Source organism: Microcoleus sp. LAD1_D3, from assembly GCF_036702135.1.
Lineage (GTDB): Bacteria > Cyanobacteriota > Cyanobacteriia > Cyanobacteriales > Microcoleaceae > Microcoleus.
Window position 1 is genome coordinate 87,354 of record NZ_JAUBSB010000003.1, and the last position, 17,198, is coordinate 104,551.

Genomic DNA, 17,198 nt, shown 5'->3' on the forward strand with positions numbered 1-17,198 from the left:
AGGCAGAGCCTAGGAACAAGAAACAGGAGGCAGAACCTCTCTCATTCTCAGGCTATGCCGCGGAATGTAGTCCCACAAGAAACGGGAGGCAGAGCCTCTGTCGTTCCCAGCCTGTGCCCATTGGTGACAACTTAATGTTAAACGTAGTATCGGTCTGCTGTCTGACGATTAGGGTTCGATCCCCCCTAGCCCCCCTTAATAAGGGGGGGACAGGAATTTTCTCAAAGTCCCCCTTATTAAGGGGGATTTAGGGGGATCGAGACTCAGTTAAAAGCGAGATTTATCAGGGGTTTCATTCTTAAGTTGACACCAATGCCCTCTGCCGAGGAATGCAGTCGAGGAGGCTCTGCCTCATATATTAAAAAAGAAAACCCTAAAAAACCAGGAGTAAAATTAAAATGATGAGAATTCCCACAACAACTTATCGGATTCAATTTCATGGAGGTTTTAACTTTGAAGCCGCCAAACAAATCCTTAGCTATTTGGAAGAATTAGGAATTACCGACGTTTACGCTTCGCCGATATTTAAAGCTAGAAAAGGCAGCTCTCACGGATACGATGTCGTTGACTCCAATCAGCTCAATCCCGAATTGGGAACATCAGAAAACTTTGAAGCCCTCACATACGAAATCAAGAAACGGAACATGGGATGGCTGCAAGATATTGTCCCGAACCACATGGCTTACGACACTCAAAATTTGCTGCTGTTAGACGTATTGGAACACGGGCCAGATTCCGACTATTTCGATTACTTCGATATTGAATGGAATCACGCTTACGAACATCTCAGGGGTCGAGTGCTGGCTCCGCTGCTAGGAAATTTTTATGGAGATTGTTTGGAAAATGGCGAGATTCAACTCAAATACAGCGAAATTGGGCTGACCATCAATTATTATAGCTTACAATTGCCAGTAAAAATTGAATCTTATGCTAAATTTATCAGTCATAATTTGGGGCATTTAGCCAGAGAATTAGGCAGACGGCATCCAGATTTTATCAAGTTTTTAGGAATTCTTTATTTAATTAAAAATACCCCTTCAGAAACTAAAGGTAAAACCCGATACGATCAGATAGCTTTTGTCAAAGGACTGCTGTGGGAACTCTACAATCAAAATCCCCTTGTGCAGGAATTTATCGATGAAAATATCAAATTTTTTGCCGGAGAAAAGGGCAATCCTGAAAGCTTTAATCTGCTAGATGATTTGCTTTCCGAGCAGTTTTACCGTCTGTCTTTCTGGAAAGTGGGGGCCGAAGAAATTAACTACCGAAGGTTTTTTACAGTCAACGAACTTATTTCGGTAAAAGTTGAAGAGATTAAAGTTTTTCACAAAAACCATGCTCTGATATTCGACATGGTTGATGAGGGAAAGTTTACCGGATTGAGAATCGACCACATCGACGGACTATACGACCCCACAGAATATTTGAAACGGCTCCGGGAGAAAACCCCAGACACTTACATCACTGTTGAAAAGATTCTGGAACACGAAGAAGATTTGCCGTCATATTGGCCGATTGAGGGAACGAGCGGCTACGACTTTTTGAATTACGTAAACGGCGTTTTCTGTCGGTGCGATCGCGAACAGCAATTTACCGAAATCTATCAGAGATTTACTCGCTTAACCGCTCCCTACGAACAGTTGTTTTTAGATAAAAAAGGACTGATTGTTGAGAAAAACTTGGCGGGAGATGTAGACAATTTAGCTCAACTTTTGAAGAACATCTCTGGTCAATCGAGACAGGGAAATGACTTTACTCGTCCCGGTTTGGAAAAAGCATTGGCGGCTGTTTTGACGATTTTTCCAGTCTACCGAACTTACATCAATCAAGACGGTTTGAGAGAGTCCGATCGCACTTACGTAAAATATGCGATCGCCCATGCCAAACAACAAGTACCGCGACTCCTCAAGGAACTTAATTTTATCGAAACGGTGCTGTTGCTGGAAGAAGAAGAAACTCTAACACCAGAACAAAAAGAGCAGCGTCGGCACTTTGTAATGAAACTCCAGCAGTTGACGGGCCCATTAATGGCAAAAGGCGTGGAAGACACACTTTTATACGTCTACTATCGGCTTTTATCTCTTAACGAAGTGGGAGGAAATCCCAGCCAGTTCGGCGTGTCGCTGGTAGATTTTCACGAGTTCAACAAACAGCAGCAAGTCGCTTGGCCGCACAAAATGAATGCTACAGCTACCCACGATACCAAACGCGGCGAAGATGTGCGAGCCAGAATAAACGTTTTGTCAGAAATTCCCGATGAATGGGAACAGCAAGTCAGGTCTTGGAGAGAGGTAAACTCTTCTAAGAAAGTCAACTTTGCGAATCGAATGGTTCCAGATACTAATGACGAATACTTCCTGTACCAAACTCTGCTCGGCAGTTTTCCCTTTGAGGGAATTGAAAACACTGATTATGTCGATCGCCTGAAAGATTATGTGATTAAAGCTGTCCGCGAAGCAAAAGTTTATACGGCTTGGCTGAGACCGGATAACGATTACGAAGCTGGTTTTATGACCTTTGTCGATACCGTTCTCGAACCTTCAGAACAAAATCAGTTTCTCAACAAATTTACACCTTTCTGTAAAAAAGTAGCTAATTACGGAATTTTCAATTCTTTATCTCAAACGCTGCTGAAAATCACGTCTCCGGGCGTTCCCGACATTTATCAAGGGACGGAATTCTGGGATTTAAGCCACGTCGATCCGGATAACCGCCGTCCCGTTGATTTTGATCGCAGAATCGAGGTTTTGCGGGAAATTAAAGAGCAAGCTCAGACGGATATTTTGCAACTGGTTGAAGATTTGATTGCGACGCGGGAAGACGCGAGAATTAAGTTGTTTTTGACGGCAAGAACCCTAGAAGCGAGAAAAAAATACTTGCAAGTTTTTCAATCAGGCGATTATCTGCCTCTGCAAGCAGTTGGGCCGTTTAAAGATAATGTTGTTGCCTTTGCCAGAAGCTTTGGAGAGACTACCGTTATTGTCATTGCTCCCCGGTTTTTGACGGGAATTGTCAAACCAGAAGAAATGCCGATCGGCAAACAAGTCTGGAAAGATACTAATTTGCAATTGCCCGACGAAATGCCGTCTATTTGGCAAGATGCGATTACAAATCAGGCTGTAGAAACTGACGGTACGTTGGCAATTGGTGAAGCTCTCACTTACTTTCCTGCAGCTCTGCTGATCGGTAAAAAATAGCAATCAAAAACTGGAAAATTCAAGAATTTTCCGAGATTCCCAGGAGGCGGACTTGAGGCTCTCCCTCAATAAAATATTGCTTCCCAGGCACAGCCTGGAAGTAAACGGGTAGGGACACTGCATAGCCGTGTCCCTTTTCAGAATTGATATTAAACCTGATTTGAAGTCAAAAAACCGATCGCCCCTACCAACCAAACAAAATTTATACACATAAGACGGCAAATACAACACAACGTATACGGTTTGCCACAATACCCGAATGGATCGCACACCGTACATTGGGAAGAGTAAAGAAAAGCAAAGCAGTCAACAACTGTAGCGGTGCAAGCCTCACGGATGCAACCGTCCCTCAACAGGTTCGGTAAATACCCCTTCATCGCAAGGTCTACCGCCCGCAGTATAGAGATCAGCACCCTATCGAAGACTGTATTAAAGCAGGACTCACTACCCGTAAACAGCGAGGTAAAATCGCAGTCCTGAATAACCAGACTATCGCACAGATAAAACACCAAAATTTTGTAGAGATTGGAGCCGGAACACCCCTATGGGAAAAGTAGTTGGAATTGACTTAGGTACGACAAACTCCTGCGTCGCAGTTATGGAAGGCGGCAAACCCACCGTCATAGCCAACGCCGAAGGGGGTCGCACCACACCTTCCGTAGTAGCATATGCTAAAAATGGCGATCAACTTGTCGGACAAATCGCCAAGCGTCAAGCCGTGATGAACGCCGAAAACACCTTTTACTCAGTAAAACGGTTTATCGGGCGTCGGGTTGATGAAGTAACCCACGAAACCACTGAAGTTTCCTACAAAGTCCTCAAAGTCGGCAACAGCCTCAAACTAGACTGTCCCGCCCGCGGCAAGCAATTTGCCCCAGAAGAAATTTCTGCACAAGTTCTCCGCAAACTCGTAGAAGACGCCAGCAAATACCTCGGCGAAACTGTTACCCAAGCGGTAATTACTGTTCCCGCTTACTTCAACGACTCCCAGCGCCAAGCTACCAAAGACGCGGGAAAAATTGCCGGTATAGAAGTGCTGCGGATTATTAACGAACCTACAGCAGCAGCTTTAGCTTACGGATTAGATAAAAAGAGCAACGAAACCATTCTGGTATTTGACTTAGGTGGCGGTACTTTCGACGTATCTATTCTAGAAGTTGGCGACGGCGTGTTTGAAGTGTTAGCAACTTCTGGAGACACTCACCTCGGCGGTGACGATTTTGATAAAAAAATTGTTGATTTCATCGCTAACGAATTCCAAAGAGCTGAAGGAATTGACCTCCGTAAAGACAAACAAGCACTGCAACGCCTGACAGAAGCAGCAGAAAAAGCCAAGATTGAACTTTCGAGCGTTACTCAAGCAGAAATCAACCTGCCGTTTATTACCGCGACTCAAGACGGGCCAAAACACTTGGACACGACTTTGACGCGGGGCAAGTTTGAAGAACTGTGCTCGGATTTGATCGATCGCTCTCGCATCCCCGTAGAAAATGCGATCCGCGACGCCAAATTAGACAAATCTGCAATTAATGAAGTCGTCTTAGTTGGTGGTTCTACACGCATTCCTGCGGTGCAAGAACTGGTCAAAAAAATCCTCGGCAAAGACCCTAACCAAACGGTAAACCCGGATGAAGTGGTCGCAGTCGGTGCAGCAATTCAAGCCGGCGTACTCTCTGGCGAAGTCAAAGACATCTTGTTGCTCGACGTTACCCCGCTGTCTCTGGGCGTCGAAACCTTGGGCGGCGTGATGACCAAAATCATTCCCCGCAACACCACTATTCCTACCAAGAAGTCAGAAACTTTCTCGACTGCTGTAGACGGCCAAACTAACGTGGAAATTCACGTTTTGCAAGGCGAACGAGAAATGGCGAATGATAACAAGGATTTGGGAACCTTCCGCTTAGATGGAGTTCCACCTGCCCCCCGTGGCGTACCTCAAATTGAAGTTACTTTCGATATCGATGCTAACGGTATTTTGAATGTAGCTGCGAAAGATAAAGGTACTGGCAAGGAGCAATCTATTAGCATTACTGGTGCTTCTACTTTGCCTAGCAATGAAGTCGATCGCATGGTGAAGGAAGCCGAATCGAATGCTTCTGCTGACAAGGAACGTCGCGAAAAGATCGATCGCAAAAACCAAGCCGACTCTTTAGCCTATCAAATTGAGAAGCAGTTGGCAGAACTTGGAGACAAGGTTCCTGCTGATGACAAGACTAAGGTAGAAGGGCTGATCAAAGACTTACGCGATGCGATTAATAGTGAAGATGACGATCGCATCAAAACCTTGACAACAGAGTTGCAGCAAGCATTCTACGCTGTCAGCAGCAACCTGTACCAGCAAGCAGGCGGCCCAACTGATGGCCCTGGCGGCCCTGGTGGCTATGGAGACGGCGGCCCTACTGGCGGCGGCGACGACGTGATTGACGCCGACTTCACTGAAGGCAACAAATAGCAGGCTAAACTAAAAGCCCTAAGCTAGAAACAAGAAACCCGGTTTTTGTTCAAAACCGGGTTTCTCTGTATGATGAAAGATGATTCGGCGATTGAAGTCGCTTCTTGTCAAACGAAGTCCACTCGAAGCGGACTAAGAAGTAAAGTCAGGAGTAATCTAAAATGTCACGTTCTCCTATACAAAATTCCTCCCCAAATACTCTCAATAAATCTCATGTTGCATCCTTGCGCCGACTCCGCCGGATCAGCCATTTACTAGACAATGCAATTCCGATTCCCGGCACAAAATACCGCATTGGACTCGATCCGATATTGGGACTTATACCGGGCGGCGGCGATTTAATCACTTCAATTTTTGCAGGATATGTTGTCTTCAAATCCGCTCAAATGGGAGTGCCACAAGAGACTTTAGTCAAAATGGCCACTAACATCGTATTTGATACAGTTGCCGGTACTGTACCGGTAGCAGGAGATTTGTTGGATGTTGCTTGGAAAGCTAATGTCAAAAATATAGAATTGCTGGATGCTCATTTAGGTTCCCCTGAACAAGGCAAAAAAGCCGATTGGCTATTTGTGGCGGCGTTGTTATTGGGTTTGATATTAATTGTCGGAGGCGTGATTTTCTTGAGCGTGATGCTTTTTGGGTGGTTATTTCGAGTAGTTACAGGGCGTTGAGTTGGGGTTTTAGGATAAACCTAAATCACTCTGGCTGTGTCATGGTAAAAGCATCTAATCGGGATGATTTGTACTTAATAAAGTATATTAGAGGATGATTATTCGCAGGTAATAACATTGGGATTTAAGTAGCCTTAAGGTGAGTCGTTATTCTTTAATTTATCAATAAAAATCGACAATCTCACATATCGGCACCTTAGAAACAGGGCCTCGGAAAATAAACCCCACACTTCTTTTGTAGCAAGACTTGACAGAAATGATAGGACTATCAGCTACGAAAAAATAGCGGCGGCGATAAATCCTCAAGAAATACTAAAATGTGTGAGGGTTTTAAAATTTAACCAGCCCATGGCAAGAAAAGTTTTGGTGCTTTTACCCAGAAGAGATATGCGGCAGAAATCGCAGCTATTGAGCAGAGTCTATTAAAGCACTTCGGAGACATCAAAGACCAAGCAGCATCTCACTTGTGTTCAAAGTGAGATGCTGCCGTTCCTTTGACCGAAATCGAGGTAAATAAGCACTCTTCTTCTATCTCAAATGGGTTCTATATAAAGCGATCGCCCTTTCTCGAACCTAGAATAATATCTCTTAAGGGTATTGACAAAATTTATTAAATGTGTATTTAACTCTCAATTTTCTTGGAAACTAGCTATTGACCCGATCGCCCTTGAGTTCGATATAGTGATATAATCCAGACTATAATATCAAATTGATATAAATGCTTGAATTATCAGCCCTTGGGCTGCTACAGTTGCAACCCATGCACGGCTACCGGCTAAAGCAAAAACTGGAGCTGTTTATGAGCAGTTGCATCAGCGTCAACTATGGAGCGATTTACCCGCTGCTGAAGCGCTTGGAAGAGCGAGGCCAGATTGCGACAATTGCCGAAGAAGCCGGAGATGCGGGCTGTCCGCGCAAAATCTACGGAATTACCGCTCAAGGGCGCGATCTCTGGCGGCAAAAAATGCTCGAACACCCTCAAGAAAGCTGGGTTAACAGTGGTTCCCGGTTCCAAATCAAGTTTTTCTTTTTTGGCGACTTAGAACCCGCAGAACGGCTGAAGCTATTGGAACACCGCTTGCGAGCCTGTTACACCCGGCAAGACTACATCGAAAGCCTCAAGAGCGAATATCCACTAACCGACGACTATCAATTCGCCTCTCGCGATCGCTGCAAGTCAGTGCTGGCCTCAGAGATAGAGTGGTTAACCGAGCAACTAGCCAAGGAAAAAAGTGCGATCGCCGGAGTGCGTGATTCCCCAACCTCCGCCGAATCCGCCGACTCTAAGGGAAAATCCTTCCAACTCAGCCACTAAGGTGACTCATAAGAAGGATGTGTAATCTTCCCTGCGATCGTAGCTTTTGAGAGATAACAAGAAGCTTTCCTAAAAATAATCACTCCCTGGCTTTGCTAACTGCGATCGGACTAAAGCCCTGCACATACCCCAACCACCTTAAAAAGAGACTTTCCCGATTCGATCCTGTTTAAAATCGCTTGTCCTTATTCCCCCATGTTTGAGGGGAACGCCGGAAAATCAAAGATTTCGCCCAAGTCTCAGTCAGAAGTTAAAAAAAATCTAAGTGGTGCTGCCCATGAGTTATTCTAAATCCCCAGAATCCGTCGTTGAAGTTGAAGAGCAAAAATCTCCCACACCGGAACAGCACCCAACCGATGCAGACAGCGATCGACCGCAGGATTTGGCCCCCGTTGCCGATCGCCCCGAACCTGTTGCTAAACCGGAACAGCACCCAACCGATGCAGACAGCGATCGACCAGAGGATTTTCCGCCTATTGCCGATCGCCCCGAACCGGTTGCTAAACCACGATCGCGCTGGCCCCTAATTGCCGCGATCGCGATCGCCACAGGCGCAGCAGGTTTCGGCTGGTACTCGTGGCAATCGGGTCATAATCGCGCACAGCAACCGGCAGCAGCAGCCCAACCCCCAGGCATACCAGTCAAGCTTGCAGCCCTAGAAACCAGCTCAGTCCAAGATGCTTCGGAATTTGTCAGCAGCTTAGAGGCGAAGCGTTCAGTAGAAATCAAACCCGAAGCAGAAGGGCTAGTCACGGAGATTTTTGTCAAATCCGGGGACTTTATAAACAAAGGGCAAGCCATCGCCCGCATGAAAAGCGACAGCGCCCAAGCTGACTTGAGGCAATCCCAAGCCAACCTGATCCGCGCTCAATCCCACTTAGCCGAATTGCAAGCAGGAGCCAGGCCCGAAGAAATCGCCCAAGCTCAAGCCCAAGTCGCCCAAGCCCAAGCCAACCTAGCCCAACTGCGATCGGGCAGTCGCCCCGAAGAGATTGGTCAAGCCCAAGCCCGCGTTTCCCAAGCTGAAGCTGACCTCGCCGATGCCCAAACAGGTAGCCTCTTAGAAGACATCGCCCAAGCAAGAGCGCAAATAGAAGCAAGCACAGCCGAAGCAAAGTTAGCCAGCCAGCAACTTGCCAGATATCAGGCATTGGCAAAAGAAGGCGCAGAATCCGCGAACACCCTCGAACAATACACCCAAAAAGAAGGCAGCGCCAAAGCCAACCTCCGAGAAGCTCAAAGGCGGTTCGAGCAGCGGCAAAAGAACAGACAAGCCGAGATCGATCGCCGGACCGCAGCCTTGCAACAGCAGCGGCAAGCTTTGCGGCAATTGCAAAACGGTTCGCGCCCAGAGGAAATAGCCAAAGCCGAAGCAGAAGTCGCACAAGCCAAGAGCAGATTAGCGCAGTTAGCCAACGGTACGCGCCAAGAACAGCTCGATCAAGCTGAAGCGCAAGTTGCCGAGGCTGCCGCTCAAGTGCGCGGCTTTGAAGTACAACTGCAAGAAACTGCTGTCATCGCGCCCTTCGCGGGAGTCATCGGCGACATACCAGTGAAAGTAGGTGATAACTTGCAAAAAGGTGATGCGATCGCCACCCTGACAGAGAACCAATTGCTAGACTTGCGGTTATCAATTCCTTTGGAACGGCAGCCTCAATTACGCTTAGGGCTGCCAGTACAAATGCTCGACGCTCAAGGTAAGGCGATCGCCCAAGGTCAAATCAGCTTTATCTCCCCGAACGTCAGCGCCAATTCCCAAACAATTTTAGCTAAAGCCACCTTTCCCAACCCCACCGGCGAACTGCTTAATCTCCAGTTTGTAAAAGCTAAAGTCATCTGGAAACAGAACCCCGGAATTTTAGTTCCAGTAACAGCAGTTACTCGCTTAGGTGGGGAAACTTTTGTCTTCACAGCTCAAAAGCCGGAACAGCCAAAACCTGGAATGCCACCTTTAGTAGCGCGGCAAAAGCCCGTGAAATTGGGAGCCATTGAGGGGAATAATTATCAAGTTATCGAAGGTTTGCAAGCCGGGGAAAAAGTTGTTACTGCAGGCATCCTTAACCTGACAGACGGCGCTCCCATTATGGCTCAAGAGGAAGGGAAAGCAGCAGGGGAAAAATTACCATTAGCAAGCCAAAAATAAGGTATGTAGTTGCGCTTCAGCGCTCTTAATAGGTGAATTAAGAGCGCTAAAGCGCAACTACGTACCTTACCTGAAACTACTTGATTGCTCCGCTATAAAAAAGGGAGCTATTTTAATTTTTGACTGAAGTGCAATTAGGAATTACCAATTATCAACTAACAACTACCCATTACCCAAATAATGTTTGCAGATTTCTTTATTAAACGACCAGTCTTTGCTAGCGTCTGCGCCTTAATTATTGTTTTGATAGGCGCAATCAGCATTCCCACATTGCCGATCGAACGCTTCCCCGACATCAGCCCCACCCAAATCAACGTCACAGCCAACTATAGCGGTGCGAATGCTGAAGTTGTCGAAAATGCGGTAACAAACATCCTAGAAAGGCAAATCAACGGCATTGAAGGACTGAAATATCTAACTTCCAGTAGCACTAACAGTGGAACTAGCACCATTACAGCCACCTTTGATACTTCCCGCGACAAAGATATCGCCGCCGTCGATGTGCAAAATCGAGTGGCAGTTGCTCAACCACAACTGCCAGATGTCGTACAACGCACAGGAGTTACAGTTACAAAACAATCTAACAGCCTGCTGCTGGCTATAGGATTATTCACCGAAAATAAAGAATACGATACCATATTTTTAAGCAACTACGCCGACCTCTATTTAGCCGATACTTTAAAGAGAGTAAAAGGCGTGGGCGATGTGCGAATTTTTGGGGAAAGACGCTATGCTATGCGCCTGTGGATAGACCCCAATAAATTAGCTGCTCGTAAGCTAACAATGCAAGATGTAACAAGAGCAATTAATGAACAAAACTTGCAAGTTGGTGTAGGAACAATTGGGCAAGAACCAGCCCCCGAAGGGCAAATGTATCAGATTGATTTGACGGCAGAAAGTCGTCTAAAAAGCCCCACAGAATTTGAAGACATCGTTATTAAAAGCGAAACAAATGGAACTTTAGTTAAGCTAAAAGATGTTGGTAGAGCAGAATTAGGAGCAGAAAATTATAACTCTTTTCTGCGATTTCGAGGTAATGACGCGGTGGGTTTAGGGATTTATCAATTGCCGGGAAGTAATGCTCTAAATGTTGCCAACGCCGTCAAAGTAGAAATGGCAAAGTTAGCTAAAAACTTTCCTCCCGGGGTGATACATAGAATCGCACTAGATACGACTCAATTTGTCCAAGAGTCAATGGCCGAAGTAGTCAAAACTCTGTTTGAAGCAGTCTTGCTAGTGGTGATAGTTATTTTTGTTTTCCTGCAAGATTGGCGCACTACGATTATTCCCACCCTCACAATTCCGATTTCGTTGATTGGGACATTTGCCTTTATCAAAGCTTTCGGCTTTACGATTAACAGTTTGTCTCTATTTGGTCTTACCTTAGCAACAGGTTTAGTGGTTGATGACGCTATCATCGTAGTCGAAAATATTGACCGTCTAGTCCGCCAAGGTATGAATGCCCGCCAAGCAGCTTCCGAGTCAATGCGGGAACTTTTTAGTGCTGTAATTGCTACTTCCTTAGTATTGATGGCCGTGTTCGTACCAGTGGCATTTTTCCCTGGAACAACGGGAGCACTCTATAAACAATTTGCCCTAACAATTGCTTTTTCCGTACTGCTTTCTACATTTATGGCAGTTACTCTTACTCCCTCACTTGCGGCTATATTACTGCGCCCAGGTAAGAAGTTTGGCGGCCCGTTGGGTTGGGTGTTTAACCGAATTAATATTTTTCTGGATTGGATCCAAAAGAAATATAGAGATTCCTTAATATTCTTAACACGATTTAAAACCATTGTTACCCTGTTGTTTATCGCTTCTCTGGGATTCACCGCTTGGCTTTATTTAGCAGTACCGACAGCATTTATCCCAGAGGAAGACCAGGGTTATTTTCTGACAATTATTCAAGGGCCTCAAGGCGTTTCGCTGCAATACACCCAGCAGGTGATGGACGGAGTTGAACAAGAAATCCTCAAAGTTCCTGAAGTTGTGGGAACTTTTTCTGTAGGTGGGTTTGGTTTTAGTGGTAATAGTTCCAATCAGGGGATTATATTTACTACCCTTAAACCTTGGAAAGAAAGGGAAGGTGAAGATCAAACCGTACAAGCGATTATTGGTAAATTGCGGGGTAAGTTTTTCGCGATTCCAGAAGCTAGAATTTTCCCTGTGAATCCGCCTGCCATTCAAGGTTTAGGTCAATTTGGAGGCTTCCAATTTCAATTGCAAGACCGCAAAGGTAACAGCGGTTTAGATTCTCTAGTTCAGGCGATGGGCGGTATTTTAAAGCAGGCGAATCAGACGCCCGGATTGCAGGCGGTATTTAGTACGTTTGCTGCGAATACGCCTCAGTTACTTGTGGAAGTTGACCGCAATCGAGCTAAGGCTCTAGATATTCCCATTAATGATGTTTTCAGTACGTTACAAACGGCTCTGGGCTCTCAGTATGTGAATGATTTTAATCTGCAGCAGCGCAATTATCGGGTGTATGTTCAGGCGGATAAACAGTTTCGTGATAACCCTGAAGATATTAGTAAATTGTATGTCCGCTCTGGAAAGAATGAAATGATTTCTTTGAGCAATTTGGTGAAGATAACTCCGGTGGTGGGAGCGCAAAGTGTTAACCACTACAATTTATATAGGTCAATTGAAATTAGTGGCTCTCCGGCTCCGGGAGCGAGTTCTGGACAAGCGTTAAAATCGATGGAAAAGGTGTCGGCTGAAGTTTTGCCGTCTGGTTTTGGGTATGAATGGTCGGGGAGTTCTTTAGAAGAAATTGAGTCGGGGGGTCAAGCACCAATAATTTTTGGTTTGGGGCTGATTTTTGTGTTTTTGGTTTTGGCTGCTCAGTACGAAAATTATGTCGATCCTTTCATTATTTTGCTATCGGTACCTCTAGCGATTTTAGGTGCACTTTTAGCTCAGTCGTTGCGGGGTTTGGCGAATGATGTTTATTGCCAGATTGGTTTGGTGATGTTAATTGGATTGGCTAGTAAAAACGCGATTTTAATTGTGGAATTTGCTAACCAGTTGCGGGAACGGGGGTATTCAATTGCTAAGGCAGCAGTCGAGGCTTCTCAAGAGCGTTTACGGCCGATTTTGATGACTTCTTTATCATTTGTTTTGGGGATTGCTCCCCTAATTAACCCGGAAGGTGCCGGGGCGGCAAGTCGTAGATCGCTAGGGAATGCGATCGCGGGGGGGATGGTTGTTTCTACTGTCTTGAGTTTGTTTATAGTGCCGGTTCTGTATGTGGTGGTTGTCTCGGCTCGCGATCGCTTTAGGAAGCGCGATCGATTAGACAATCTGCCCGATGATGGTACAACTTTGAACGGCAAAACAATTCCAGGCGAGGAGGTTGAACGCGATAAAGTATCGCCCTTTTAGTTGGTAATTAGTTCCTTTAACTATCCGGTTAGTGGCTCTTTCTTCAAAATACCCCACTATCTGTGTCACCAACTTTTTGAGTGTTGCGACGCTGTGCGGTCACTCGCGGAGAATATTTTTTGTGCAGGTAGCGATCGCCCGATCGCACCCCATCGTGCAATAATGATATGACTTGCACAAAAGCTCTATTAGTAGGTAAATCTTGCCTACCTTACCGCTACATATAGCGTCTCAACTGTCAACCCGTGCAAGTTACCAATTAAACCGGCTGTTGCACTACACAAATTTTTCCTAATGGCTGAAGTCCCCCTAAATCCCGCAGAACTTGCAGAAGCCCTCAACGGCTTTACCGATATCAATTTCCAATTGCCAGACCCCGAAGACGAACAAATACCAGAGTTTGATTTTGAAAATCAGGTTGACAATGCCTGGAAAGTGTGCGATCGCTTCGACTTGCAAACCGACATTTGGCGGGGACGCATTCTCCGAACAGTCCGAGACAGAGAAAAAAAAGGCGGCGAAGGACGCGGCACAGGGTTTTTGAACTGGCTCAAAGAAAGAGAAATTGGCAAAAGTCAAGCCTATTCTTTGATAGAATTAGCTAATAGTGCTGATACTCTGATCCAGCAAGGAGATTTAGACCCAAATTCCATTAGAAACTTCAGCAAAAGAGCCTTTGTAGAAACCGCCAAAGCATCTCCCGAAGTGCAGCAAATGGTAACAGATGCCGCAGCCAGTGGCGATCGCATCACCCGCCGCGAAGTCAAACAACTATCCGACGAATGGATGGCAATGAACTCAGATTTATTGCCAGAAGAAGTCAAAGAAAAAGCATCTACCGGTTCTCTACCTTCCCGCTACCTCGCTCCTTTAGTCAAAGAAATGGAGAAACTCTCCCCATCTCACCAAAGCGAAATTCAAAAAGAAGTAGCAGAAAATCCCGACGTAGATACTGTCAAACAGCTAACATCCGACGCCAAGAACTTATCAAAATATCTCGACGCCGCCGCCCAAGTGCAAGCTCTCAATCAGTCTCACTTAGACATGGAAATGGCATTAGAAGAATCTTTGCGAGTAGGCTGTTTGGGAACCACCGCCGACGTTGTAAAACAAGCCGCACAGCTAGAACAAACCGTAGTCAAACTCTACACTATTTGGAAACGCTTAGGCAGTTTGGCAGATAGATTGTACGTGGATACAGGAGCAAGCACACCGAATTTGCGGTTGCTTTTGGGATGCTTGGACAGTCTTTCGGGAGAAAAGATTGAAGTGGATTTTGGAGATGGAGAACGCTCTATTCGCTTGCAAATTTTCAGCGAATAGCTCAACCTTGACCGCAGATAAAAGCCAACCTCCAGGCTCCTTATCTGCGTCGATTCCGGTTCATCGGCGGTTAAATTTTTTGATTTTTTTCCAAAGATAGCGGGGATTCAAATAACGCCGATATTTGGTAACCACTTCTTTCCCCAACAGCACGACGCTAATCCAAAAACACACTTCGGCCACAACAGCTAGAACGACAGATAAAGTAGTTTTTTGGGTAATGTCCAGCGGCAGGAAGGGCATAACCAAAAAGATTGCCAGCCACGGCAAAAAAGATATGACAAATAAAAACAAACCGAGCTTTTGCATAGATTCACATAATAATACAGCTTTGATATTCCCTTTATCTCTTAGTCCGCTGGGAGTGGATTTTGTTTGTATAGTAGCGATGTCAATCGCCGAGTGACTACAAATTCAGGCGTGGCTGATTCACGGTATGAATAAACTTTTCGCTTGATATTACAAAACTCACCATAGTGGGCTGATAGCAATTGGGAAATCTTGAATCCATACCTGTATTCAGCAACGCCCAAATTCACATCTTGTACCAATGTCAGCAACAGGCAAGATGTCTGTTCCACAAGAACATTTAGTATTTGTGGAACAGGCATCTTGCCTGTTCTTGAGAATGGTTCCACAAATGACTACAAACTTAATTGCCAAGCATCTCCAGCTCAATTCTTAATCCCCGTCGCCGCAATCCCCCGAATAAACTGCCGTTGACCGGCCAAAAACAGCAATACCACCGGCACTGTTCCAATTACCACCGCCGCCATCAACAACTGCCAACTGCTAGTAAACTGTTCCTGAAATTCCGCCAAAACCAACTGCACAGTCCGCAACTCCGGCCGCGTCGTAAACACCAGCGGCTTAAACAAATCATTCCACTCCCCGATAAACGTAAACAAAAACAGCGTCACCAAAGCAGGGCGGGCCAAAGGTAACATCACCTGCCACAAAACCTGCCAGCGGTTAGCCCCATCCAGCATTGCAGCCTCCTCCAACTCCACCGGAACAGTCATAAAATACTGGCGCAGCAAAAAAATCCCAAAACCGTTAGCCGCCGTAGGCAAAATCAGCGCCCCGTAAGTATTCAGCAGATGACCCCACTTCAAAACCAAAAAAATCGGAATCACCAAAAGCTGAAACGGAATTACCAGCGTCGCCAAAACCCCCAAAACTACGGCCTGTCGCCCCCGAAACTTCAGCCTGGCCAAAGCATAACCGGCCAAAGCAGAAGTCACAACCTGAAAACCCGTCACTGCGATCGCCACTACAGTAGAATTAAAGAATGCCAACAAAAAATTACCCCGTCGCCAAGCCTCTTGATAGTTCGCCAAAGTCAGGCCTGTGGCCTTGACACCAACACCAGATGGTGATAAAGAAACCAAAAATACAGCAGCCAGCGGCAGCAGCACCAGCGCAGCCCCCGCCAGCAACAAAATAAAACTCAGCAGTTCCAGCGCTTGAGACCTGTCAAAGGATTTACCCATAAATTTGTGAATTAACCTAAAATAATAAGCCTGTGAGGTTCTCTAACCCGATCGCCTCCCAGAGGATTCCCATACAACAACATAATATGTCGTAGAGGGAAAGAAGGAGTACCAAGCGAGAAAGTTGTGGTTAGGATATAATGTTACAGATAGAGTTGGTACTGTAAAACCCTTAAAGGTGGAGACATAGACCGTATTTCTATCATCTATTTCCGGGAAAAAGATCGACTAACGACTAATTCAAGTAATTAGTAAATAGATAGCATTCTAGCGATAGTCTTTCTGGAGTGTTCGACGGCAAAAGTCCGGCAAACACGCTGATGGCGCCAGTTTTTTCCCGGTAGTCAAAGAAAAGTTCTTTGTCGAAAGAATCCTCAGCTATAATCTCTGATTTAGATGGGGTGCGTTCAAAATAGGTAAAGTGCACGGTCACTGACCCCGAATTTTAAAGGGGTTTCCAAACATCCCAGAAGCTTATATGAGGAGACTACATATCTATGCCCCAGCTTGAGGCTAGCCCAACAATTGACTTTCAAACCGAAACTTACAAAGATGCTTACAGCCGCATCAACGCCATTGTGATTGAAGGCGAACAAGAAGCTCACGACAATTACCTGACACTGGCCGAACTGTTGGCTGATAAAAAAGCAGAGTTAATTGGCTTGTCCAAGATGGAAAACCGCCACATGAAGGGCTTCCAAGCTTGTGGCCGGAATCTTAAAGTCACGCCGGACATGGCATTTGCCAAGCAGTTCTTTTCGGAACTGCACAAAAACTTTCAGACGGCCGCGGCCCAAGGTCAGATTGTAACTTGCTTGCTGATTCAATCGCTAATTATCGAGTGTTTTGCGATCGCAGCTTACAACATCTACATCCCCGTCGCCGATGACTTTGCTCGCAAAATCACCGAAGGCGTTGTCAAAGAAGAATACAGCCACCTCAACTTTGGGGAAGTCTGGCTGCAAGCTCACTTTGAGGAATCCAAAGCCGAACTCGAAGCAGCCAACCGCCAAAACCTGCCCATCATCTGGAAGCTGCTAAATGCTGTCGCAGATGATGCCCGCGTCTTGGGAATGGAAAAAGACGCTTTAATCGAAGACTTTATGATTGCCTACGGCGAAGCCCTAGGCAACATAGGCTTTAACAACCGCGATATCATGCGGATGTCAGCACAAGGCCTCGCAGCCTAATTAATGTGGAAATAAAGAATGGGAAAA

Annotated in this window: 12 protein-coding genes; 8 read left to right on the forward strand and 4 right to left on the reverse strand. The window is 45.8% G+C overall.

Annotated elements, in window-relative coordinates; translation table 11 throughout:
* Positions 1-401 precede the first annotated feature (401 nt).
* The 6 genes from treY (at position 402) to QUA74_RS02340 (ending at position 13,165) form a co-directional block, all read left to right on the forward strand.
* Positions 402-3,197, forward strand: a complete 2,796-nt coding sequence (gene treY / locus QUA74_RS02315; protein WP_333324784.1) for a malto-oligosyltrehalose synthase — start codon at positions 402-404, stop codon at positions 3,195-3,197.
* A 544-nt stretch (positions 3,198-3,741) separates the two neighbouring features.
* Positions 3,742-5,649, forward strand: coding sequence for a molecular chaperone DnaK (gene dnaK, locus QUA74_RS02320; RefSeq protein ID WP_333324569.1), 1,908 nt, complete (start codon positions 3,742-3,744; stop codon positions 5,647-5,649).
* A gap of 161 nt (positions 5,650-5,810) precedes the next feature.
* On the forward strand, positions 5,811-6,323 hold the full coding sequence (locus QUA74_RS02325; RefSeq protein WP_333324571.1) for a DUF4112 domain-containing protein: 513 nt from the start codon (positions 5,811-5,813) through the stop codon (positions 6,321-6,323).
* Between the two features lie 718 nt (positions 6,324-7,041).
* On the forward strand, positions 7,042-7,638 hold the full coding sequence (locus tag QUA74_RS02330; protein ID WP_333324573.1) for a PadR family transcriptional regulator: 597 nt from the start codon (positions 7,042-7,044) through the stop codon (positions 7,636-7,638).
* A 277-nt stretch (positions 7,639-7,915) separates the two neighbouring features.
* On the forward strand, positions 7,916-9,781 hold the full coding sequence (locus tag QUA74_RS02335) for an efflux RND transporter periplasmic adaptor subunit (RefSeq protein ID WP_333324576.1): 1,866 nt from the start codon (positions 7,916-7,918) through the stop codon (positions 9,779-9,781).
* A 180-nt stretch (positions 9,782-9,961) separates the two neighbouring features.
* Positions 9,962-13,165: an efflux RND transporter permease subunit gene (locus QUA74_RS02340; RefSeq protein WP_333324578.1), complete on the forward strand. Its 3,204-nt coding sequence runs from the start codon at positions 9,962-9,964 to the stop codon at positions 13,163-13,165.
* Between the two features lie 43 nt (positions 13,166-13,208).
* Here QUA74_RS02340 and QUA74_RS02345 read toward each other — a convergent pair whose 3' ends face one another.
* On the reverse strand, positions 13,209-13,343 hold the full coding sequence (locus tag QUA74_RS02345; RefSeq protein WP_333324580.1) for a hypothetical protein: 135 nt from the start codon (positions 13,341-13,343) through the stop codon (positions 13,209-13,211).
* 116 nt (positions 13,344-13,459) lie between these two features.
* Here QUA74_RS02345 and QUA74_RS02350 point away from each other — a divergent pair, with 116 nt between their 5' ends.
* On the forward strand, positions 13,460-14,488 hold the full coding sequence (locus QUA74_RS02350) for a hypothetical protein (RefSeq protein WP_333129130.1): 1,029 nt from the start codon (positions 13,460-13,462) through the stop codon (positions 14,486-14,488).
* Between the two features lie 60 nt (positions 14,489-14,548).
* Here QUA74_RS02350 and QUA74_RS02355 read toward each other — a convergent pair whose 3' ends face one another.
* From QUA74_RS02355 to QUA74_RS02365, 3 genes are all read right to left on the reverse strand, one after another.
* On the reverse strand, positions 14,549-14,797 hold the full coding sequence (locus QUA74_RS02355; RefSeq protein ID WP_333324582.1) for a transporter suffix domain-containing protein: 249 nt from the start codon (positions 14,795-14,797) through the stop codon (positions 14,549-14,551).
* A 365-nt stretch (positions 14,798-15,162) separates the two neighbouring features.
* The gene (locus QUA74_RS02360; protein WP_333324584.1) at positions 15,163-15,981 is read right to left on the reverse strand and encodes a carbohydrate ABC transporter permease; all 819 of its coding nucleotides are present in this window, start codon (positions 15,979-15,981) and stop codon (positions 15,163-15,165) included.
* A gap of 235 nt (positions 15,982-16,216) precedes the next feature.
* Positions 16,217-16,408, reverse strand: coding sequence for a hypothetical protein (locus QUA74_RS02365; protein ID WP_333324586.1), 192 nt, complete (start codon positions 16,406-16,408; stop codon positions 16,217-16,219).
* 70 nt (positions 16,409-16,478) lie between these two features.
* Between QUA74_RS02365 and QUA74_RS02370 the strand changes: the two genes are divergently transcribed.
* A complete protein-coding gene (locus tag QUA74_RS02370; RefSeq protein ID WP_333045307.1) occupies positions 16,479-17,171 on the forward strand; it encodes an aldehyde oxygenase (deformylating) in 693 nt (230 codons plus the stop codon).
* Positions 17,172-17,198 lie beyond the last annotated feature (27 nt).